The sequence below is a fragment of the Escherichia sp. E14V7 genome (assembly GCF_004212225.1).
GTDB lineage: Bacteria > Pseudomonadota > Gammaproteobacteria > Enterobacterales > Enterobacteriaceae > Escherichia.
In genome coordinates, this window is sequence record NZ_RHJJ01000020.1 from 126,817 (window position 1) to 147,462 (window position 20,646).

A 20,646-nucleotide genomic window follows, 5' to 3' on the forward strand; every position below is an offset into this window, starting at 1 on the left:
TCCTCTACTCAATAATATAAAAAGCTTCCGCATTATTACTGGCATCAGGATATGTTCCATCGCTGCGCATTCCACCTTTTCGGGAAATAGGGCGTGCAGAGACTTTCGTGGTTTTACCTGTCCACTGGTCCATAACATAAATATACTGACTATCCTGTTCCAGATAGAAAGCGGCATGCTTATGCTCATTCTGCCTCGAGGGATACTTTCCGTTAACAAAAGTGGCAATTGCTGTTCCTCTGGGGATCGATTTATCCCCAAAAACCTTTCGCCCCTGCTTCCAGGCTCCAGTATTCCCCACATGTGCATATACCTGAACTAAGAACACACATTCCTTTCTGTCTCCTGCCCCCGCCATTCCCACCATGTCAGTGCCCTGCAATGAATCTACCAGTCCATAAACATATGCCATATATCCCCCAGAGTATTACCCGGCATCATTCATTAAAATATTCATAAAAATCAGGCATTACCCTGTTTTACTGACGGCAGTTTTGTCACCAGACGCAGTGATCCTGTTAACCCTTCAAGCTGAAAATGCGGGCGCAGGAAGAATTTGGCGTCGTAATAGCCCGGATTCCCCTCCACCTCTTCCACCACCACTTCGGCAGCTGCCAGCGGGCGGCGAGCTTTGGTTTCCTGCGAGGAGTTCACCGGATCGGCATCAACGTAGTTCATGATCCATTCATTGAGCCAGCGCTGCATATCTTCACGCTCTTTGAACGAGCCGATCTTGTCGCGCACGATACATTTGAGGAAGTGCGCAAACCGTGAACAGGCGAACAGATATGGCAAACGAGCTGAGAGATTGGCGTTGGCCGTAGCGTCCGGATCGTAATACTCCTGCGGTTTTTGTAGAGACTGCGCGCCAATAAAGGCGGCGTAATCAGAGTTTTTGCGGTGGATAAGTGGGATAAAACCATTTTTCGCCAGTTCAGCTTCACGACGGTCAGAGATGGCAATTTCTGTCGGGCATTTCATATCCACGCCGCCATCATCGGTCGGGAAGGTATGACAGGGCAGATTTTCCACCGCTCCACCAGATTCCACGCCACGGATCAACGTACACCAACCGTAATGTTTGAAAGAACGGTTGATATTTACACCCATTGCATAGGCGGCATTGCTCCAGACATATTTGCTGTGGTCTGCGCCATCTGCATCTTCTTCAAAATCAAACTCATCGACGGGGTTTGTTTTCGCACCATAAGGCAAACGGGAGAGAAAACGTGGCATCGTCAGGCCAATGTAGCGAGAATCCTCACTTTTTCGCAGCGAGTTCCACGGTGCGTATTCGAGGTTTTGGGTCACAATTTTGGTCAGGTCACGCGGGTTAGCCAGTTCCTGCCAGGAGTCCATCTGTAACACTGACGGAGAGGCCCCGGCAATAAACGGCGCATGGGCTGAGGCTGCCACTTTGGCAATGGAGCCGAGCAGATCCACATCCGGTGGCGTGTGATCAAAATAATAATCCGCAATAATACAACCGTAAGGTTCTCCGCCTAACTGCCCATATTCGGCCTCATACAACTTTTTGAACATGGGGCTTTGATCCCACGCGATCCCTTTGTAACGCTTCATATTTTTCCGCAATTCATCCTTCGAAAGGTTCATAAAGCGGATTTTTAATTTTTCATCGGTTTCGGTGTTGTAAACCAAATGTTCCATCCCACGCCAGGAGGACTCCAGTTTCTGAAATTCCGGATGACTCAGGATTAGTTTGATCTGCTCAGTTAATTTGAAATCGATCTGCTCAATAATTGCAGCAATACTTTTATAAGCATCATCACTAACAGTGATCGTATTTGTCAGAGCCTGTTGGGCCAGCGTCTGAACTGCCGCCTCAACAGCCTTTGCAGCCTGAGGAGTCTTGGGACGGAAGGCTTTATCCAGCAGCGAATCAAATTCCGTTTCCTGATAGGCAGTGGTTTGCGCAGCAGAGAGGCCGCCAGTCGCCAGAAGAGTATCGTTTACCATGAAAGTTCCTTAATAAAATCGCAGTTAGTCTGCTGTTCCCGTTTCACCTGATAAGACACTTTCCTGTTGAGCGACAGGTTTTGGCGCGCTGGCCAGAGCTTTCAGTAACGTCGGGTCTTGTAATAGTTTGTTGATCAGATTTTCTGCTCCCGCTTTACCATCCATGTAGGTTTGCAGGTTGGCAAGCTGAGTACGTGCTTCCAGCAGCTGGTTCAGGGCATCCACCTTACGGGCAATCTGCGCAGGCGAGAAATCGTCCATATTCTCCAGCGTGATATCGACCATCAACTGCCCTTCGCCCGTCAGCGTATTGGGGACAGCAAACGCCACGCGCGGCGCGATGGCTTTCATACGTTCATTAAAGTTATCGATATCAATATCAAGGAATTTACGGTCAGTGACCGATGGCAGCTCTTCACGTGGTTTACCGGCCAGATCGGCCAGCACTGCCATGACAAACGGCAGCTCGATTTTTTTCTCGGAGCCGTAAATCTCAACGTCATACTCAATCTGCACTCGGGGCGCTCGGTTGCGGGCAATAAACTTCTGCGCGCTATTGTTGATAGCCATAATCCTTCATTTCCTTATCAGTCAGCCGACGACACCAGGGGAGTGGTCCGACGGTACAGTTTAAAAATCATACGCAGAGAGTATTTTTATAATCTCTTTGTTTTCTTTGTACTTTTCCCGCAGCACAGGGAGTGATTTCTTCGCCGGAGGACACCAGGTATCAACCCCCTTTTCGATGTCTCTTTTATCCTTCTCTGCTAAAGAACTGTCCCATTCACCAGCAAAATGCTGGCACATTTCCGCATTACTCAGAAAATGTTGCACATCCTGTGGTAAAGGCGGTTCCCCCTGAACACAGAAAGCGAACATCATTAACAGAAATGTCCACAACGCCGAATAACGAAAAGTCATATTTAATGTCCATCAATTGACCAGTGCATGAGATATGCTCTGGCAGGAGGACGATATGTTGCAGAAATACGGCCCCTTGAATGCGCATTACCAGACGCGTGCAAGAAATTATCAACCGATGCACGAAAAGCTCCCTGCAAATCATTGGTGGAAGAACTTCCAGTAAAGCGACTGACCCACAGTGCACCACTTAATTCTTTTGCCATAAGGATGCTCCATTAATCCGTTTCAAAAATAACCTGTTCATCGTCATCAACACGAATGCGGATTTGCGTGATGGCCGTTTTCTCTGTCATCGCCTGCAACCAGTAACGGGACAGTTGTGGGAGGATATGTTGTTCGATATAGCCGATTAGCAAACGAGCGCCTGTTTCGTGCATCGGGCAGCGCGACACAATATGCGTAATCAGTTCATCGCCATACACCAGTGAAACGCCATGCTGCTCCGCCATCCGATCCATCAATCTGCCAAGATGCAGGCGGGCAATAACACCACGCGCCGTCTCATCCAGCGGTAAATAAGGAATAACCGTCACACGCCCCAAGAAAGCCGCCGGGAAGTGTTTGCGTAACTCTGGCATTAACGCCTCTTTTAACCCTGCCGAATCGGGCATCAGCGCCGGATCCTCACAGAGTTGGCTGATAAGTTCCGCCCCAGCATTAGTAGTCAACAATAACGTGGTATTTTTGAAATCGATGTGAACACCTTCGCCGTCCTCCATCGCTCCTTTATCGAATACCTGGTAGAACAACTCGTGGACGTCGTGATGGGCTTTTTCAATTTCATCCAACAGCACCACACTCCAGGGGTGACGGCGTACGGCTTCCGTCAGCACGCCACCTTCGCCATAGCCCACGTAGCCGGGCGGAGCCCCCTTCAGCGTGGAGACGGTGTGCGACTCCTGAAACTCGCTCATATTGATGGTGATCAGGTTCTGCTCACCACCGTAGATAGATTCCGCCAACGCCAGCGCGGTTTCGGTCTTACCGACACCAGACGGCCCGGCAAGTAAAAATACCCCTACTGGTTTACGCGGATCAGCTAAACCCGCCCGCGCGGTCTGGATACGCTCGCCAATCTGTGCCAGCGCGTCCATCTGTCCGGTAACACGCTGCGCCAGACGTGCGGGTAGTTCCAGAATCTGGCTGGCTTCATCTTTCACCATGCGGCCGGCGGGAATACCGGTCCAGTCGGAGACAATGGCGGCGACTACTGCCGCATTGACTTCCGGGAAAACGACGGGGTTTTCGCCCTGCCAACCTCTTAATGCCACTTCCGACTGTTGCAACGCGGTTTCGTCATGCTCGTCAGGTTCTGCTGAACGTTGTTTTTGTAAGGTATGAACCAACTCCAGTTCCTGCTGCCAGCGCTCTTCGGTGTCAGAAAGGTCTGTATTCAATGATGCGATCCGTGTCGCCAGTGTGTCGCCCCGCTCTGCGCGGATACCCATTTTTTCCTGCTTTAATAACAACTCCCGCTCCAGTTCGGCAGCGTTGAGCTGCTGACGCAAATACTGGACTTTCGCAGGCGGGGTATGGAGCGACAACGCCACACGGGCCGCCGCCGTATCCAGCAGACTAATGGCCTTATCCGGTAGCTGCCGGGCCGGAATGTAACGGTGAGAAAGCTGTACAGCGGCGCGCACGGCCTCATCAAGGATCAGGACGTCATGGTGTTTTTCCAGCGAGTTGACTAACCCGCGGACCATCTCAACAGCAGCAACCTCTTCCGGCTCTGCGACCTGTAACACCTGAAAACGCCGGGTCAATGCTGGATCTTTCTCAATATGCCGTTTGTACTCACTCCAGGTGGTTGCGCCGATGGTGCGCAGGCTGCCGCGCGCCAGCGCCGGTTTCAGCAGGTTGGCGGCGTCACCTGTACCGGATGAACCACCAGCGCCCACCAGGGTGTGAACTTCATCGACAAACAAAATCACCGGCTGCGGTGAGCGCGCAGCTTCTTCCAGCAGCGCCTTCAGACGGGATTCAAATTCGCCCTTCATGGACGCCCCGGCTAGCAACGCCCCGACATCCAGCGACAGCAGCCGTACATTACGCAATGAAGGCGGCACTTCACTCTTAACAATCGCCAGCGCGAATCCCTCCACCACTGCCGTTTTCCCAACGCCGGCCTCACCGGTTAGCAGGGGATTGTTCTGGCGACGACGCAGTAGAATATCCGTCATGGTACGGATCTCGTGCCCGCGACCGGTGACCGGATCGATACCACCTTCACGCGCCAGTGCTGTCATGTCCTGGCAGTATTTCGCCAATGCGGATTTGCTCCCGGCTGATTCGCTCGGAAATACCTGACTTGCTTCCCCCGGAACAGCAGAATTCAAATCCGAACCGTCATATGGCATTTCTGTTATTTCAGGAGATGATGTGATTAAAGATGGAAGAATATCTAACAATTCATCTACCGGCAGCGCAGCTAGTGGCGCACAGATCTTTTTTAACACTCGATATAATTCTGGTGTGGTTAACCAGGCAAGTAGTAACCAACCACTACGAATTTTTTGATCACCAAAGCGGATACTTGCCAACATCCAGGCTTTCTCAACAGAAAGATCGATGTGGTGGGAAAAATCGCTAATTACACTCGCGCCGGAAGGTAATATATTCAATTGCTGAATTAACGCCGTCTCAACATCAGCAGATGTTATTTGGTAATGTCGAAGTACATTGTGAATATCATTCTCTGGTTGTTGTATTAGCTGATGCAACCAATGTATCAGTTCGACATAAGGATTAGCGCGCAATTTACAGAACGTTGTCGCAGATTCTAAAGACCGAAATAAAGGTCTTGTTAGCTTTCCATATAGTGCACTGCGTGAAACAGGAGTGTCCATCTGTTACACCTAATGATGTAAAAACATATAAATGATACATAAATATAAATGTACCGATTAAGATTTCTAATTAATAGAATTATCAAAATCTCAGATTGAAACAATGATGCATATCACAGAATGCAATGTAATATAACGGTTAGTATCTTTTTTATGATGATTTTCAATACAAGAAGTTAATTGAATTCATATCATGAATATATATCAACAATAATCACCATTATATATTTACGAGAAAATTAATATTGATAAAGCAAATTAATCAGCGTTACTTATCTAAAAAATAAAAATAAATACTCTATTAAAAAAACACTCTATACAGTGATACGTAATGAAACAAATTATTACCTGGGGACTGCAAAAAATACAGGGGCACGGCGTTACCGATGGCACCATTTACGCCACTGCAGGAACACAGATTATCTTCACAGTCAAAGCGCCATGGAGCCCTGTTTTTGATGTGGGTGAGGATACAAAGATTGCTCTCAGCCTGACTCGCCACGAAGAGGCATGGTGGATAATCAATCTGTCCGATGAATATTGTTGCACGGTAAATGACCTGATTGTGGAGCCACATCACCGTATGCGCCTGAATGAAGGGGACCTGATTGAATGGGGGTTATCTTCCTGGTGTCTAGTCCGGGACAATCCGATGTCTCCTGAGCCATGCGAGAAAAAAACGGCACTGCAACCTGTCATTTCGCCTGAAACAATAACCGAATATCTCGATCTCGACTGGTTTCGACAACAACAACAGCAGCAGCAAAATCCGTTCGATATTATTCCGGTTCATGGCGCAGTTGCTACTGAAGGCACCCCAGATTCAGATACCCCACTAACCTTGCTTTATCAGGAATACCGCCAGGCGTTGTTGTCTCCTGAACAAGATATTCATCGTCATGCCGATCCTTTCCCCCTTAATGGAGAGGGTGGCACGCAGGAGTTGTCTTCATTGCGTGATCTGGTCACTGAAGCCGATACATTACAGGATATGGTCACTGGCGGGTTAAGTATTGACGCTATTCTCGATGTACTGGATGCCACCGGTGAAGGAGAAACGACCTGGCCTACCAAAAAGACTCCTCCTGATATCCTGCATCTGCTTTCTCCTGAATACAAACCGGAGGCAGTGCATAACGCCATTCTGCCCGATCTGACGCAGCGAGAGCACCGTGTCATCGGCATTGACAGCCATTACCGGATAAACCCGGCACAACACGGAGACATCACTCATGACAAACAATAACGTGCTACCGGCTACCTTGTCGGCGCTGCTGCGAGACTATTCCGTGGCGGAGGGCATTCAACTGGCGGAACACCAGGTAAAGATGCACCCGGCACAGGCTTCACGTCGGCACAGCCTGTTTCAGTTATTGTGCGCGATCGGTGACTGGTCGCGGGCGCTGCAACAAATTCAACTGTGCGCCCGAGTGGACGCAAATTATGCTCGCGAGGCACAGGTATTTGGCGAGCTGATCCGCTGTGAAATATACCGTCACTCCTGCTTTCAGGGCGAACAGCGTCCCGGTTTTATTCTCCCACCACTCGCCTGGATGGAGGATTTACTGGCTGCTCTCGCCTGTAACGCCCGCGGCGAAGTGCAGGAAGCCGATGCCAACCGCAGCCACGCGCTTGAAGCTATAACAGACACCACCGGGCAGTGGAATGGCGGCGTATTCGACTGGATAAGCGACAGTGACTCGCGTACCGGCCCGGTGCTGGAACTGGTCGCTGGTGGCGTGTATATCTGGCTGCCATTTTCGCAAATTCGTTCACTGAAATCCCCCCTGCCGGCTAATCTGACAGATCTAATCTGGAAACCCGTCAATATCACACTTCACAACGGCGACACACACAGCGCCTGGCTGTTTCCTCGCTACAGTGGTTCTGAAAGCGCTGCTGACGCCTTGCGTCTGTGCCGGGAAACCACCTGGCAGGATGGGCCAGGAGAAACTCTGGTTACGGCGTTAGGACAAAAAATGTGGCTCACCAGCCACGGCGATATCAGCCTGCTGGATATGACCTCTTGTACCTTTAATACACCCAAAAGCAGTGACGCATGAGCGCCTCTCGCTTGCGCCAAAGCAACCACCTGATGCCTACATTGTTTGATCGACTTTGTGACGATGCCCCGCAGCAGAAGCGCGATCACGATATCAGCGTCAGTTCAGTCCAGTTCAAGGAGATCATCCGCCGGGATTTATCATTTTTACTCAACACCGTCAGTCATGAAGATGATATTGATGCCACTCGCTACCCAGAGGCGGCAGCTTCTGTTCTGAACTACGGCCTGCCTCCACTGGCAGGCAGCTTTCTGTATGAACACAAGTGGGACGATATCCGCAGGGCTATTTTACGCACGATTACTCGATTTGAACCCCGGCTGAAAGCATCCACCCTGCAAATAATTCCACTACAGGATGAACAACGCCAGAGTGGCCATAACACATTACAGTTTGAAATTCGTGGCGAAATCCTTACGCAGCCGTATCCGACGGCATTCCGGGTACGCAGCGCGCTGGATATGGAACAGAGCCGCATTACGTTTTTTTAATATAGAGGGTGACCGATGGATCCACGGCTACTGGAATACTATAACCGCGAACTGAGCTACCTGCGTGAAACGGGAGCCGAATTTGCCGCACGTCATCCCAAAGTCGCCGCCCGGCTGGGAATGCAGGGAACGGATATTGCCGATCCGTATGTGGAGCGGATGGTTGAGGCCTTCAGCTTCCTGACTGCCCGTACGCAGCTTAAAATTGACGCTGAATTTCCGCGTTTCACCCAGCGCCTGCTGGAGGTCGTCAGCCCCAATTATGTTACTCCCACGCCCTCAATGAGCGTGGCACAGTTGCATCCCGATCCGGAAGAAGGCGATTTGGCAAAGGGATTCACCGTCCCACGCGACACCGCTTTTTTTTCCGCCATTCCGGAAGGGGAAAGTACCGCCTGCCAGTTTCGCAGCAGCCAGGATGTGACGCTGTGGCCGCTCACCATCGAAGAGGTGCGCCTGACCGCCGCTCCACCGGATATGCCAGCTCTGCATCGCTACCTACCTACCAACATTCATGTCGCCGGTGCGCTGCGTATTACTCTGCGCACCTTCGGTGAACTGACGTTTAGCCAACTTGCCGGGCTGGACAGGCTGCCGCTATATCTCTGCGGCGAGGAACGCACAGCCTCTCACTTGTTCGAACTTCTGCATACCAGTTCCATTGCCACACTGGCAGGCGTTCCGGGTCATTTTGACGGCGTACTGGATGTAAATCTGAAACAGCCAGTTACCTACGAGGGGCTGGAACCAGGTCAGGGACTGCTGCCACTGGCCTGGAACGTATTTCACGGTCATAACCTGCTGCATGAATATTTTGCATGTCCGGAACGCTTTTATTTTTTCACCCCGGCAGGTCTGTCTGCCGGGTTACAGAAAATTAACGGCGGCGTGGCGGAGATTGTGATCTTACTAAACCACCTGCCGCCGGACTGGCTGATCCACCAGACAAATGCGTCACAGTTCAGCCTGTTCTGCACCCCGGTTGTTAACCTTTTTCCCCGCGTCACCGCCCGAATCGACGTCACCCACAGCTCGACAGAGCAGCACCTTGTGGTGGACAGGACCCATCCACTGGATTATGAGGTGTTCTCGGTCCAGGAAGTGGAAGGGCTGGAAACCGACACTACACGGAAAATGACCTTTCGCCCGCTCTACCACACCCGCAATAACGATGAAGGCAACCACGGGCGCTATTTTTCCCTGCGTCGGGAGCCGCGTCGGTTGTCGGAAAACGCCCGCCGCTACGGCACCCGCACCCCCTATACGGGATCGGAAGTGTTCCTGTCACTGGTTGACCAATATGAAGCGCCGTACCCGGAAAATCTGCGCCATATCACCATCACGGCCATGGTCACCAACCGCGATCTCCCCTGCCTTATTGCACGCAATGGCTGGGACGATCTGACCGTGGATGCGGCCATCCCGGTGGCGGGCGTGGGACTTATTCGTCCGCCTCGCCCGCCGCAGCATCCACTGGCGGAACGAGAAATGGCCTGGCGGTTGATCCGCCAGTTATCCTTTAATTATCTGCCGTTGGCCGATCTGGATCACCGTACCGGCGGTCAAGCGCTACGCGACCTGCTTAACCTGTTTATTCCGGCGCATGACAGTCCACAATCACGACAGGTACGCAGCCTGATTGGCTGCAAAACAACGCCGGTCACCCGCCGTCTGCCGGGTTCCGGGCTGCTGGTCTATGGTCGCGGCGTCTGTTGTGAGCTGACGGTGGATGAGGAAGGTTTTTCTGGCATCAGTCCGTATCTGTTCGGCCTGGTGCTGGAACACTATATCGCCCGTCATGTTTCCATTAATACCTTCTCGCAGATGACGCTGCACAGTATGCAGCGCGGCAAAATTATGACCTGGCCGGTCAGAGCCGGACAGCGGGGAAGTGTATGAACGACGATTTCACTCAGGCGCAGGGAATGCCCTGGCGTTACGGTTTTCTGAACCTGATGCGCCGCGTGAATGTAAAGTTGTGTACCGTCCCTGCAGGTAGTGCCTGGCAGCCACGAATGGAAAAATTCCGCCTCGGGCAAACACCTGCGCTGACTTTTGCACCACGGGAAATCGCCAGCGTAAGCTGGCAGGAAGGCCGCCTGCACGTCAGTCTGTACAGCCTCGGGCTGTGGGGGCCGAATGGCCCGCTGCCGCTGCACTACACCGAACTGGCGCGTAACCGGACCGAAAGCTACCGCGATCCGACGCTGACCTGTTTTACTGACCTTTTTCATCACCGCTGGCTGACCCAGTTTTATCAGGCCTGGCGCAGCGCCCAGTCAGCTGGAGGTGGTCTGGATAAACCGAAATATGACCGATTTGCCTTTTATATCGCCAGCCTCAGCGGGCAAGATTTGCGAGAAAGTGTAGACAGCCCGCTACCGGATCACGTTCGCCTGGCGGCATCGGCTCATCTGGCGCGCGAATCACGCAATCCAGACGGGCTGGCTGCCACGCTGGCGCACTATTTCGGCGTGCCTTTCCGGATACAGGAATATGTCCTGCACTGGATACCCGTGGCAGATGATGAAATTACCCGGCTGGGGACACCAGCCCTTTCTTCCATCATTGGCAACGGCGCACTCATCGGTCAGGCCGTGCCGGACATGCAGTATAAGTTCAGACTGGTGATTGGCCCACTGACGCTGGCCGATTATCAACGCTTCCTGCCTGGCGGCAACAACCTGCCCGTATTGACGGAATTGGTTCGCGCCTTTACCGGGTTTGAATACTGCTGGGAAATTGAGCTACAGCTAAAACCACACGCCGCTCCTCCTGCCGTTACCGGCGGCCCATATCAGTTAGGCTGGACCGCCTGGGCTGGAAAAGCCATGCACGACGATCCGGTGACAGGCATGATTTTCGAACCTGAGCACTATCTGGCGCACTAAGGATAATTTAATGGATACATCTCTGTCAGACCCTATTTCGGCCGAACGCCCCTGTGGCCCGGATCTGGAATATGATCCGGAATACCTGCTGCTGTTCACCCGCGCTGCACCGCGTGAAGAAGCGCAATATGGCGATTTTGTCAGTACGCCGGAAACCATTAACTGGGCAGAACTCGAGCGAGACGCTCGCCGCCTGCTGACACGAAGCAAAGATATCCGAATCCTGGTGATTCTACTGCGCTGCCGTATCCAGCAGGCCGGAGCCAGAGGACTGGCAGAGGCACTCACGCAACTCGAAACGCTGTGCAGCTTGTACCCGGATACCATCCATCCACAACTGCTTGCAACTGAAGATATCACCGCCGAAGATGCGGCAGTGGCGCGCAGCAACGCACTATCGGCGTTGCTGGACCACGAAGGCGTAATGGCGGATATCCGAGGCATTACGCTGTCAAATAATGCCGCTTTGCGCCTCCAGGTACGAGATGTGGAACGCTCGTTGTCTGCATCACGCCCGGCGGATGCCCTGGCGCCGGAATCGGTACGTCAGCAATTGGCCGATCTGGAAGCTCGCGGTGTACTGCCGCTAGACGCTTTTCGCCAGGCCGCTGAAAACACTGAGCGACTGCAACGCCATGCGCGTAAAATGCTGAATGACCATGCTCCGGACTTTTCGCGGCTTACGCAACTGCTGACCCTGTTACCGGGAGCGGTGCAATCAACCACGCCAGAGATCCCATCACAGGAAACATTGGTTGTTCATCCGGAGCATGTCTCCATCAATAATACTGAAAAGACACAGGCAGAGTATGTTGCTCCACTCGAAGATATACCTGCTGAAAAGACAGGAAAGGTCTGCGCAGAACAAAGGCAAATTAGCGACCGGAACGATGCACTGGAACGTTTGAGAGTTATACGTCGCTGGTTTGAGTATAGTGAGCCGAGCAGTCCGACTATTCCCTTGTTGCGTCAGGCAGAGCGTCTGGTCGGAAAACGCTTCTCGGAGGTAATAAATGAAATTCCAGCAGAATTACTGGAGAAATGGGATGCGTTGGAATAATAGAAATGGCCAGAATTTATAATAGCTGGTCATTATATGATGTGACATTTTTTTAGATTATATCTATTTGCCTTCAGGGGTGACAAACTCTCCTGAAGGTTAAAACGACGAAAGCCTGAATCATTACTGACTCAGGCTTTCTGAATATTGGCGGAACGGACGGGACTCGAACCCGCGACCCCCTGCGTGACAGGCAGGTATTCTAACCGACTGAACTACCGCTCCGCGTTTTGCTCCGTTGGGAACGAGGCGAATATTACGGATTACCTCGGCCTTCGTCAACGATTTTTCTCATCTTTTGAATCGTTTGCTGCAAAAATCGCCCAAGTCGCTATTTTTAGCGCCTTTCACAGGTATTTATGCTCGCCAGAGGCAGCTTCCGCCTTTCTTCTGCACCAGATCGAGACGGGCTTCATGTGCTGCAAGCTCTTCATCTGTCGCAAAAACAACGCGTAACTTACTTGCCTGACGTACAATGCGCTGAATTGTTGCTTCACCTTGCTGCTGTTGTGTCTCTCCTTCCATCGCAAAAGCCATCGACGTTTGACCACCGGTCATTGCCAGATAAACTTCCGCAAGGATCTGGGCATCGAGTAATGCCCCGTGCAGCGTTCGTTTACTGTTATCTATTTCGTAGCGAGCACATAGCGCATCGAGGCTGTTGCGCTTACCGGGAAACATTTTCCTCGCCACCGCAAGGCTATCGGTGACCTTACAGAAGGTATTCGTCTTCGGAATATCGCGCTTAAGCAACGAAAACTCGTAGTCCATAAAGCCGATATCGAACGCTGCGTTATGGATAACCAGCTCCGCGCCGCGAATATAGTCCATGAACTCATCGGCTACTTCGGCAAACGTGGGTTTATCGAGCAAAAATTCATCGGCAATACCATGTACGCCAAAGGCTTCCGGATCCACCAGCCGATCGGGTTTGAGATAAACATGGAAGTTATTGCCCGTCAGTCGACGGTTCACCACTTCAACGGCACCAATCTCAATGATCTTGTGGCCTTCATAGTGCGCGCCAATCTGGTTCATACCGGTGGTTTCGGTATCGAGAACGATCTGGCGTGTAATTGCAGTGCTCATAGCGGTCATTTATGTCAGACTTGTCGTTTTACAGTTCGATTCAATTACAGGAAGTCTACCAGAGATGCTTAAACAGGTAGAAATTTTCACCGATGGTTCGTGTCTGGGTAATCCTGGACCTGGGGGTTACGGTGCTATTTTACGCTATCGTGGACGCGAAAAAACTTTTAGCGCTGGCTACACCCGCACCACCAACAACCGTATGGAGTTGATGGCCGCTATTGTCGCGCTGGAAGCGTTAAAAGAACACTGTGAAGTCATTCTGAGTACCGACAGCCAGTATGTCCGCCAGGGGATCACCCAGTGGATCCATAACTGGAAAAAACGTGGCTGGAAAACAGCAGACAAAAAACCAGTAAAAAATGTCGATCTCTGGCAACGTCTTGATGCTGCGTTGGGGCAGCATCAAATCAAATGGGAATGGGTAAAAGGCCATGCCGGTCATCCAGAAAACGAACGTTGCGATGAACTGGCTCGTGCCGCGGCAATGAATCCCACACTGGAAGATACGGGCTACCAAGTCGAAGTTTAAGCCTGTGGTTTACGAAATTGCCGGGTGGCGCCGACCGCCTGGCGAATTCGCGGTTTGTTTTTGCTCTGTTTCATCGGGTTGAGCGTTAAAGGAATAGTCCGTTTCCGGGCAACGATAAGTTGTAAGCAACCAAGCGCAGGAATATGCGTGCTCAATAGTTTTCCACCATGTTTATTCCACGGGAGAACGTGGAAACGGCTGGCGTGTAGCACTTCAAAATTCAACAACGAGAGCCAGTCCAGTTGCCGCATCAGGGTAAACATCCGGCTGTTATAAGGCGATGTTTTTCGCAAGACTGGCACAAGTTTACGTAATCCCATTAAACTGATGGGATTGAAGCCACTAATGACCAGCCAGCCATCATCAATCAATACCCGATCGGCTTCACGCAACAAACGATGCGGATCGGTGCACCATGGCAACGTATGCGCCAATAGACAAACATCGACGGATTTATCGGCAAAAGGAAGATGAAGTGGATCCGCCTGCACCTGTACGGGCATTCCTTGTGCAGAAACATTCACTTGATGAGAAACCGCGCACGCTTCGCAATTGATTTCTGCGCTTAAATTGCCAATCTTAAGCAGATGAAAACCATACATTTTCGTGAACCATGGGTTGAGCTGGCGCTCCAGCGCCTTGCGATAAAGCTCTCCCCAGGGCAAATCGCCCCAGCAATCAGGAGCCACGACTGTTTGAGGGTTCCTTGCCGGTTTCATCACAACCTTCCGTTTCACACTGAGAGGTAATATATGAATCTTAACAGTATTCCTACCTTTGATGACAATTACATCTGGGTTTTGAATGATGAAGCAGGCCGTTGCCTGATTGTCGATCCTGGAGAAGCGGAGCCGGTAGTAAAGGCCATTGCCGCCAATAACTGGCAACCGGAGGCCATATTTCTCACCCACCATCACCACGATCATGTTGGCGGCGTAAAAGAACTGGTGGAAAAGTTTCCGCAAATTGTGGTCTACGGTCCACAAGAGACACAAGATAAGGGAACAACGCAGGTAGTCAAAGATGGTGATACTGCCTTCGTTTTGGGGCATGAATTTAGTGTAATTGCTACACCAGGTCACACTTTAGGACACATCTGTTACTTCAGTAATCCTTATCTATTTTGCGGTGATACTCTTTTCTCTGGTGGCTGCGGGCGATTATTTGAAGGTACAGCTTCTCAAATGTATCAATCACTTAAACAATTAAGTGCTCTACCTGACGATACACTGGTGTGTTGTGCTCATGAATATACTTTATCAAATATGAAGTTTGCCTTGAGTATTCTTCCGCACGATTTGTCCATAAATGATTATTATCGTAAAGTTATTGAGTTACGGGCAAAAAATCAAATTACACTCCCCGTAATTCTGAAAAATGAGCGGAAAATTAATGTTTTTTTAAGAACAGAAGATATTGATTTAATTAATGTAATTAATAAAGAAACATTATTGCAACAACCTGAGGAACGTTTTGCCTGGTTAAGGTCAAAGAAAGATAGATTCTGATAAAACTTTCTTGTCATCAGCTTCGTTCGCCGTTATGATCGGTCGTCTTTTAAGCAACTATTGACACACACATGAAGGCAAAAGCGATATTACTCGCCTCTGTCCTGCTCGTGGGTTGCCAGAGTACCGGTAACGTCCAACAGCACGCACAGAGCCTTTCTGCAGCTGGTCAAGGGGAAGCAGCAAAGTTTACAAGTCAGGCACGATGGATGGACGATGGGACGTCTATCGCGCCAGATGGTGACTTGTGGGCTTTCATTGGCGACGAGCTAAAGATGGGAATTCCGGAAAATGACCGGATTCGCGAACAGAAACAGAAATATTTACGCAATAAGAGCTATCTCCACGATGTAACTTTACGGGCAGAGCCGTATATGTACTGGATAGCCGGGCAAGTTAAAAAACGTAACATGCCTATGGAACTGGTACTACTACCCATAGTGGAGAGCGCTTTTGATCCTCACGCGACGTCTGGCGCCAATGCCGCAGGCATCTGGCAGATCATTCCGAGCACGGGGCGCAATTATGGTTTGAAACAGACTCGCACTTATGACGCGCGTCGCGATGTTGTTGCTTCAACAACCGCCGCGCTGAACATGATGCAACGTCTGAACAAGATGTTTGACGGCGACTGGCTTTTGACCGTAGCGGCTTATAATAGCGGCGAAGGTCGGGTCATGAAGGCAATTAAAACGAACAAAGCACGTGGGAAATCCACCGACTTTTGGTCGTTACCGTTGCCGCAGGAAACGAAGCAGTACGTGCCTAAAATGCTGGCATTGAGCGATATTCTCAAAAACAGCAAACGTTATGGCGTACGTCTGCCGACGACCGATGAAAGCCGTGCTCTGGCGCGTGTACACCTGAGTAGCCCGGTTGATATGGCGAAGGTTGCAGATATGGCGGGAATTTCCGTCAGCAAGCTGAAGACATTCAACGCTGGCGTGAAAGGCTCCACGCTGGGCGCAAGTGGTCCGCAGTACGTGATGGTGCCAAAGAAGCATGCAGATCAACTGCGTGAATCTCTGGCTTCCGGCGAAATTGCTGCTGTACAGTCGACACTGGTTGCCGACAATACGCCGCTTAACAGTCGTGTTTACACCGTTCGTTCTGGCGACACGCTTTCAAGTATCGCTTCACGTCTCGGCGTAAGCACCAAAGATTTGCAGCAGTGGAATAAATTGCGCGGATCTAAGCTGAAACCAGGCCAAAGTTTGACGATTGGCGCAGGTAGTAGCGCACAGCGACTGGCAAACAACAGCGATAGCATTACGTATCGTGTGCGCAAAGGCGATTCGCTTTCAAGCATTGCTAAACGCCACGGCGTGAACATCAAAGATGTGATGCGCTGGAACAGCGACACTGCGAATCTGCAACCAGGCGATAAGCTGACGTTGTTTGTGAAAAACAACAACATGCCAGATTCCTGACAAACCAGATAATAAAAAGGCACCGATTCCCCCGGTGCCTTTTTTATTTATGCCGCTTTATGTGCTTCTACCATGATGATATCACTGGTGAAAGAGCCATCATTCTGCAAGGCAAAATACGTTTTCACCTCTGTCGATGCGCTCTGTTGGTAAATGCGAATAGGGTCTACTAACGCTTCTGGCGTACGCATTCTGGCGATCCATGAAGAAAATTCCAGCGGTAACTTATCTGTAATTAAATTATCAACTATCAGATTGGCTTCATTGATTAACGTCAACCACTCACCGCTGGCGTAGTTTCGTACGTGAGAGGTATCGCGTAATGCTTCTACCGTCTGTAACCAGATGTCGCGCACTGGGTGACCCGGAGACATTACGTCCATCACAATCAGCCTACCGCTGGGTTTCAATATCCTATTCACTTCACGCAGTGCTGCACCAACATCATGCCAGTGATGGGCAGAATAACGGCTGATAACAATATCAAATGCGTTATCGGCAAATGGCAGACTTTCGGCATATCCCTGGCGGGTGGCGATATTTTTCAGGTGCCGGGCTTCAGCAGCTTGTGCCACGACATCCAGCATTTGGGCAGATAAGTCATACGCCACCACCGCGCTCACGTTTTGCGCAGCGACAAAGCTGGCATGCCCTGCTCCGCAGCCCATATCAAGTACACTTGCATCAGGATAATCAGCCAGACGCACCGCCAGGCGCTGTAAGTCTCGCCCGGATGCATGTACGGTACTGGTTAAATACTCACTGGCCTGCGAGCTAAACTGCTTTTCTACGTGGTCATGGTGGGATTGTGTTGTCATTGCGCTGTCCTTTTGTTGTTTGAGTATAAAGGGCAGCGCCAAACGTTGGTCTGCCCTGTGGCAGACCTGACATACCTTATTTATCAGGCTTGCCGGGACTGAATTCAACGAGTAGCGGATTGTGATCGGAAGCGCGCGTAACCAGTACAGAAGCTTCGCTGACGTTAAGACCACGGTAGAAAACAAAATCGAGCGGGCGACCAAACGCCCGACGGCGCTGATCATCGGTAAAACGCACCTGGCGCAGCGACATTTCCCGCGCAAAGCGATATAACGCGTTCATCCTTCTACGGCTCCAGGCATTGAAATCTCCCGCCATAATGACCGGGCCGCTGTGATGGGCAATCTGATCGCCAATAGGAAGCAACTGCTTACTGTAAACATCTACGCCCAGACTAAAGTTGACGGCGTGAATATTGACGACCATCAACAGGCGGGTATCAGGTAATGGGTAGACCGTCACCAGCGCTGATTTCGCCAGACGTAAAATAGGTTCACGTTCGCGTAACGGGCAGCAATAAATAGGATGCGCCGCCGAAAGGGTCATGACACCGGAAGGATGCTGCGGCAGCACGAAAGCGGGTACCTGATCGGCAGCAAGATAGTTAGCAGTCGCAAACTGTACTAACTCTGGCGTTGTCTGCGCTTCCTGCAATAACACCAGATGTGCATCTTTGCCGTAGTTCTTTAATACCGACAACCATTCAGCGCGTTGCTGTTTGTATATGTTCCACACCAGGATCCGAATACGCTCTTCGGTACTTAACGGTTCTCCTGGTGGTAATGCCTGGCCGATGCTCGCAAAAGACCCCGGCGGTAAGATCCTTTCCGCAGGTTGTCCGGCAACATAGCGCATGGCATAGGTGTTTTTTCGCACTTTTGACTTTGAAACCTCGATTACGTCACCCCTTCCGCATTCAGGAGGGTTCTACTGTTATAGGGATTTTAGCTCACTCTTTCAACGAGCAATTGTAGATTGTTATGTAAGCAAGTACTTACACCAGGCTGAATTTTACTCTTTATAGATGTCATTAAATCGGATGACATATCACGTATCCTGATGGTTTAATGACAAATAAATTCAAAATATCTCTTCTATTTTGCAACAGGAGCAAAAATGAAAGCCACGTCGGAAGAACTCGCCATTTTTGTTTCGGTCGTCGAAAGCGGCAGCTTTAGCCGGGCAGCGGAACAATTAGGGCAAGCAAACTCAGCGGTAAGCCGGGCGGTGAAAAAGCTGGAGATGAAACTTGGCGTTAGCCTGCTTAATCGGACCACGCGACAACTTAGCCTGACGGAAGAAGGCGAGCGTTATTTTCGTCGCGTACAGTCAATTTTGCAGGAGATGGCAGCGGCAGAATCAGAAATTATGGAGACGCGTAATACACCACGTGGACTGTTACGGATCGATGCCGCAACTCCAGTGGTGCTGCACTTTCTGATGCCGTTGATTAAGCCTTTTCGTGAACGCTATCCGGAAGTCACTTTATCGCTAGTCTCCTCCGAAACGATTATTAATTTGATCGAAAGAAAAGTGGATGTCGCGATACGCGCCGGTACGTTAACGGATTCCAGCTTACGTGCCAGGCCGTTATTTAACAGTTATCGAAAAATTATCGCCTCCCCCGATTATATTTCCCGCTACGGGAAGCCAGAAACGATCGACGATTTAAAGCAACATGTTTGCCTGGGATTCACTGAACCCGCTTCCCTCAATACCTGGCCGATAGCCTGTAGTGATGGACAATTACATGAGGTGGAGTACGGTTTGTCATCCAATAGTGGGGAAACACTGAAACAGCTTTGCCTGAGTGGCAACGGGATTGCGTGTTTGTCCGACTATATGATCGACAGAGAAATCGCTGGCGGAGAATTGGTGGAGTTAATGGCAGATAAAGTGTTGCCAGTGGAAATGCCATTCAGTGCTGTCTATTACAGCGACCGTGCGGTAAGTACGCGCATCCGGGCTTTTATCGATTTCCTTAGCGAGCATGTAAAAACAGCTCCCGGAGGAGCTGTCAGAGAGGCTTAATCCCATTCAGGAGCCAGACCTTCCGGGCTAACCAGGCGGTCGTTGCAATCCAGTGCGGCGATCGCTTTTTTATCTTCGGCATCAAGCTGTAAATTTTGTGCCTTAAGATTACTCTCCAGGTTTTCACGTTTAGTAGAAGAAGGTATTACTGAGAAACCTTCCCCCATCGCCCACGTCAGAATCACTTGTGCCGGGGTCGCATTGTGTTTAGCTGCGATACGAGCAATAACCTCATCTTTCAGGGCCTTCCCATAAGCCAGCGTCATATAGGAAGTGATATGAATGCCGTGCTGTTTGGCCCAATCAACCACTTTACGGTTTTGCAGATAAGGAGATAGTTCAATCTGGTTGGTAGCGATGTTTTCAGCGCCAACAGCAGCAATCGCTTTTTCCATCAATAGGATCGTGAAGTTGGAAATACCGATCTCACGCGTCAGCCCTTGTTTTTTGGCTTCCAGCAGCGCCTGCATAAACTCTTCAACAGAGACTTCTTCGTTTGGTGACGGCCAGTGGATTAGCGTCAGATCAACATAATCGGTACGCAATTTTTGCAGGCTTTCTTTCAGACTCGGGATCAATTTGTCTTTGTTGAGATTTTCAATCCAGATTTTAGTGGTGATGTAGAGTTCATGACGTGGCACGCCACTTTCTGCAATCGCCTGACCTACTGCAGCTTCGTTATCATAGATTTGTGCGGTATCAATTGCGCGATAACCAAGTTCAAGCGCCGTTTTCACAGATGAAATAACAACGTCGTCTTTGAGACGGAAAGTACCTAAACCAAATGCAGGGATAGCCATAATATGCCTCTTTTAATGCTATTTTCGTTAACTAAGGTGATTATGAGCTTTAGACTGTTGCGGAAAAAGGGCGTAAAACGCAGAGGATTTTTGCGATTTTGGCAATAATAGAAATACAGACGAAAAAAAACCTCGAGCGTTAACTCGAGGCTTCTTAATAAGTGGCGGAACGGACGGGACTC

General features: G+C 50.4%; 21 protein-coding genes and 1 tRNA gene. 10 read left to right on the forward strand and 12 right to left on the reverse strand.

Annotated features, from left to right (window positions below; translation table 11 throughout):
• Nucleotides 1–4 precede the first annotated feature (4 nt).
• The 6 genes from D9741_RS21135 to tssH are packed head-to-tail and all read right to left on the reverse strand — an operon-like array spanning nucleotide 5 to nucleotide 5,750.
• Nucleotides 5–412 carry a BPSL0067 family protein gene (locus tag D9741_RS21135; RefSeq protein ID WP_042102253.1) on the reverse strand — a complete coding sequence of 136 codons (408 nt, stop codon included), beginning with the start codon at nucleotides 410–412 and terminating at the stop codon, nucleotides 5–7.
• Nucleotides 413–462: 50 nt separating this feature from the next.
• Entirely contained in the window at nucleotides 463–1,977 is a 1,515-nt protein-coding gene (gene tssC, locus D9741_RS21140) for a type VI secretion system contractile sheath large subunit (RefSeq protein WP_165383470.1), read from the reverse strand.
• Between the two features lie 24 nt (nucleotides 1,978–2,001).
• Nucleotides 2,002–2,547 carry a type VI secretion system contractile sheath small subunit gene (tssB, locus tag D9741_RS21145; protein WP_130218510.1) on the reverse strand — a complete coding sequence of 182 codons (546 nt, stop codon included), beginning with the start codon at nucleotides 2,545–2,547 and terminating at the stop codon, nucleotides 2,002–2,004.
• A 60-nt stretch (nucleotides 2,548–2,607) separates the two neighbouring features.
• A complete protein-coding gene (locus D9741_RS21150) occupies nucleotides 2,608–2,898 on the reverse strand; it encodes a hypothetical protein (RefSeq protein ID WP_130218512.1) in 291 nt (96 codons plus the stop codon).
• A 2-nt stretch (nucleotides 2,899–2,900) separates the two neighbouring features.
• Nucleotides 2,901–3,104 (reverse strand): hypothetical protein, encoded by a 204-nt coding sequence (locus D9741_RS21155; RefSeq protein ID WP_240725548.1) that lies wholly within the window; start codon nucleotides 3,102–3,104, stop codon nucleotides 2,901–2,903.
• A 12-nt stretch (nucleotides 3,105–3,116) separates the two neighbouring features.
• Nucleotides 3,117–5,750, reverse strand: coding sequence for a type VI secretion system ATPase TssH (gene tssH / locus D9741_RS21160; protein WP_130218514.1), 2,634 nt, complete (start codon nucleotides 5,748–5,750; stop codon nucleotides 3,117–3,119).
• Between the two features lie 331 nt (nucleotides 5,751–6,081).
• Here tssH and tagK point away from each other — a divergent pair, with 331 nt between their 5' ends.
• From tagK to D9741_RS21190, 6 genes are read left to right on the forward strand one after another with little or no spacing between them, the layout of a single operon-like run.
• A complete protein-coding gene (tagK, locus tag D9741_RS21165; RefSeq protein WP_130218516.1) occupies nucleotides 6,082–6,996 on the forward strand; it encodes a type VI secretion system-associated protein TagK in 915 nt (304 codons plus the stop codon).
• On the forward strand, nucleotides 6,983–7,813 hold the full coding sequence (locus D9741_RS21170) for a type VI secretion system accessory protein TagJ (RefSeq protein WP_130218518.1): 831 nt from the start codon (nucleotides 6,983–6,985) through the stop codon (nucleotides 7,811–7,813). The genes tagK and D9741_RS21170 overlap by 14 nt, the downstream gene beginning before the upstream one ends.
• On the forward strand, nucleotides 7,810–8,304 hold the full coding sequence (tssE, locus tag D9741_RS21175; protein WP_130209743.1) for a type VI secretion system baseplate subunit TssE: 495 nt from the start codon (nucleotides 7,810–7,812) through the stop codon (nucleotides 8,302–8,304). Before D9741_RS21170 ends, tssE begins: the two co-directional genes overlap by 4 nt.
• A gap of 15 nt (nucleotides 8,305–8,319) precedes the next feature.
• Nucleotides 8,320–10,203: a type VI secretion system baseplate subunit TssF gene (gene tssF / locus D9741_RS21180; protein ID WP_130218520.1), complete on the forward strand. Its 1,884-nt coding sequence runs from the start codon at nucleotides 8,320–8,322 to the stop codon at nucleotides 10,201–10,203.
• A complete protein-coding gene (gene tssG / locus D9741_RS21185) occupies nucleotides 10,200–11,195 on the forward strand; it encodes a type VI secretion system baseplate subunit TssG (RefSeq protein WP_130218522.1) in 996 nt (331 codons plus the stop codon). Before tssF ends, tssG begins: the two co-directional genes overlap by 4 nt.
• Before the next feature lie 10 nt (nucleotides 11,196–11,205).
• Nucleotides 11,206–12,255, forward strand: coding sequence for a type VI secretion system ImpA family N-terminal domain-containing protein (locus tag D9741_RS21190; RefSeq protein ID WP_130218524.1), 1,050 nt, complete (start codon nucleotides 11,206–11,208; stop codon nucleotides 12,253–12,255).
• Between the two features lie 148 nt (nucleotides 12,256–12,403).
• On the opposite strand, the gene D9741_RS21195 is transcribed toward D9741_RS21190, so the two are convergent.
• Both D9741_RS21195 and dnaQ read right to left on the reverse strand, forming a co-directional pair.
• Nucleotides 12,404–12,480, reverse strand: a tRNA-Asp gene (locus D9741_RS21195).
• 132 nt (nucleotides 12,481–12,612) lie between these two features.
• On the reverse strand, nucleotides 12,613–13,344 hold the full coding sequence (gene dnaQ, locus D9741_RS21200; protein WP_001366128.1) for a DNA polymerase III subunit epsilon: 732 nt from the start codon (nucleotides 13,342–13,344) through the stop codon (nucleotides 12,613–12,615).
• Nucleotides 13,345–13,408: 64 nt separating this feature from the next.
• Here dnaQ and rnhA point away from each other — a divergent pair, with 64 nt between their 5' ends.
• Entirely contained in the window at nucleotides 13,409–13,876 is a 468-nt protein-coding gene (gene rnhA / locus D9741_RS21205) for a ribonuclease HI (protein ID WP_000917883.1), read from the forward strand.
• Here rnhA and D9741_RS21210 read toward each other — a convergent pair.
• Nucleotides 13,873–14,595: a class I SAM-dependent methyltransferase gene (locus D9741_RS21210; protein WP_130218526.1), complete on the reverse strand. Its 723-nt coding sequence runs from the start codon at nucleotides 14,593–14,595 to the stop codon at nucleotides 13,873–13,875. The two genes, rnhA and D9741_RS21210, sit on opposite strands and share 4 nt — an antisense overlap.
• A gap of 33 nt (nucleotides 14,596–14,628) precedes the next feature.
• Here D9741_RS21210 and gloB point away from each other — a divergent pair, with 33 nt between their 5' ends.
• A complete protein-coding gene (gloB, locus tag D9741_RS21215) occupies nucleotides 14,629–15,384 on the forward strand; it encodes a hydroxyacylglutathione hydrolase (RefSeq protein ID WP_130218528.1) in 756 nt (251 codons plus the stop codon).
• A gap of 71 nt (nucleotides 15,385–15,455) precedes the next feature.
• Nucleotides 15,456–16,814, forward strand: coding sequence for a murein transglycosylase D (gene mltD / locus D9741_RS21220; RefSeq protein WP_130218530.1), 1,359 nt, complete (start codon nucleotides 15,456–15,458; stop codon nucleotides 16,812–16,814).
• Nucleotides 16,815–16,861: 47 nt separating this feature from the next.
• Here the strand turns inward: mltD and D9741_RS21225 are convergent, their stop codons facing one another.
• Together D9741_RS21225 and D9741_RS21230 are read right to left on the reverse strand one after the other, a co-directional pair.
• On the reverse strand, nucleotides 16,862–17,632 hold the full coding sequence (locus D9741_RS21225) for a class I SAM-dependent methyltransferase (protein ID WP_130218532.1): 771 nt from the start codon (nucleotides 17,630–17,632) through the stop codon (nucleotides 16,862–16,864).
• A 76-nt stretch (nucleotides 17,633–17,708) separates the two neighbouring features.
• Nucleotides 17,709–18,509 carry an endonuclease/exonuclease/phosphatase family protein gene (locus tag D9741_RS21230; protein ID WP_089628352.1) on the reverse strand — a complete coding sequence of 267 codons (801 nt, stop codon included), beginning with the start codon at nucleotides 18,507–18,509 and terminating at the stop codon, nucleotides 17,709–17,711.
• 240 nt (nucleotides 18,510–18,749) lie between these two features.
• Here D9741_RS21230 and yafC point away from each other — a divergent pair, with 240 nt between their 5' ends.
• Nucleotides 18,750–19,664: a DNA-binding transcriptional regulator YafC gene (gene yafC, locus D9741_RS21235; RefSeq protein ID WP_130218534.1), complete on the forward strand. Its 915-nt coding sequence runs from the start codon at nucleotides 18,750–18,752 to the stop codon at nucleotides 19,662–19,664.
• Here yafC and dkgB read toward each other — a convergent pair.
• Complete coding sequence (dkgB, locus tag D9741_RS21240; RefSeq protein ID WP_130218536.1) at nucleotides 19,661–20,464, reverse strand: 2,5-didehydrogluconate reductase DkgB; 804 nt, start codon at nucleotides 20,462–20,464, stop codon at nucleotides 19,661–19,663. The two genes, yafC and dkgB, sit on opposite strands and share 4 nt — an antisense overlap.
• Between the last annotated feature and the right edge of the window lie 182 nt (nucleotides 20,465–20,646).

Bases quoted from the DNA above. Each gene is read 5' to 3' on its own strand.
- D9741_RS21135 (WP_042102253.1), bottom strand. From the start codon at position 412: ATGGCATATGTTTATGGACTGGTAGATTCATTGCAGGGCACTGACATG.
- tssC (WP_165383470.1), bottom strand. From the start codon at position 1,977: ATGGTAAACGATACTCTTCTGGCGACTGGCGGCCTCTCTGCTGCGCAA.
- tssB (WP_130218510.1), bottom strand. From the start codon at position 2,547: ATGGCTATCAACAATAGCGCGCAGAAGTTTATTGCCCGCAACCGAGCG.
- D9741_RS21150 (WP_130218512.1), bottom strand. From the start codon at position 2,898: ATGACTTTTCGTTATTCGGCGTTGTGGACATTTCTGTTAATGATGTTC.
- D9741_RS21155 (WP_240725548.1), bottom strand. From the start codon at position 3,104: ATGGCAAAAGAATTAAGTGGTGCACTGTGGGTCAGTCGCTTTACTGGA.
- tssH (WP_130218514.1), bottom strand. From the start codon at position 5,750: ATGGACACTCCTGTTTCACGCAGTGCACTATATGGAAAGCTAACAAGA.
- tagK (WP_130218516.1), top strand. From the start codon at position 6,082: ATGAAACAAATTATTACCTGGGGACTGCAAAAAATACAGGGGCACGGC.
- D9741_RS21170 (WP_130218518.1), top strand. From the start codon at position 6,983: ATGACAAACAATAACGTGCTACCGGCTACCTTGTCGGCGCTGCTGCGA.
- tssE (WP_130209743.1), top strand. From the start codon at position 7,810: ATGAGCGCCTCTCGCTTGCGCCAAAGCAACCACCTGATGCCTACATTG.
- tssF (WP_130218520.1), top strand. From the start codon at position 8,320: ATGGATCCACGGCTACTGGAATACTATAACCGCGAACTGAGCTACCTG.
- tssG (WP_130218522.1), top strand. From the start codon at position 10,200: ATGAACGACGATTTCACTCAGGCGCAGGGAATGCCCTGGCGTTACGGT.
- D9741_RS21190 (WP_130218524.1), top strand. From the start codon at position 11,206: ATGGATACATCTCTGTCAGACCCTATTTCGGCCGAACGCCCCTGTGGC.
- dnaQ (WP_001366128.1), bottom strand. From the start codon at position 13,344: ATGAGCACTGCAATTACACGCCAGATCGTTCTCGATACCGAAACCACC.
- rnhA (WP_000917883.1), top strand. From the start codon at position 13,409: ATGCTTAAACAGGTAGAAATTTTCACCGATGGTTCGTGTCTGGGTAAT.
- D9741_RS21210 (WP_130218526.1), bottom strand. From the start codon at position 14,595: ATGAAACCGGCAAGGAACCCTCAAACAGTCGTGGCTCCTGATTGCTGG.
- gloB (WP_130218528.1), top strand. From the start codon at position 14,629: ATGAATCTTAACAGTATTCCTACCTTTGATGACAATTACATCTGGGTT.
- mltD (WP_130218530.1), top strand. From the start codon at position 15,456: ATGAAGGCAAAAGCGATATTACTCGCCTCTGTCCTGCTCGTGGGTTGC.
- D9741_RS21225 (WP_130218532.1), bottom strand. From the start codon at position 17,632: ATGACAACACAATCCCACCATGACCACGTAGAAAAGCAGTTTAGCTCG.
- yafC (WP_130218534.1), top strand. From the start codon at position 18,750: ATGAAAGCCACGTCGGAAGAACTCGCCATTTTTGTTTCGGTCGTCGAA.
- dkgB (WP_130218536.1), bottom strand. From the start codon at position 20,464: ATGGCTATCCCTGCATTTGGTTTAGGTACTTTCCGTCTCAAAGACGAC.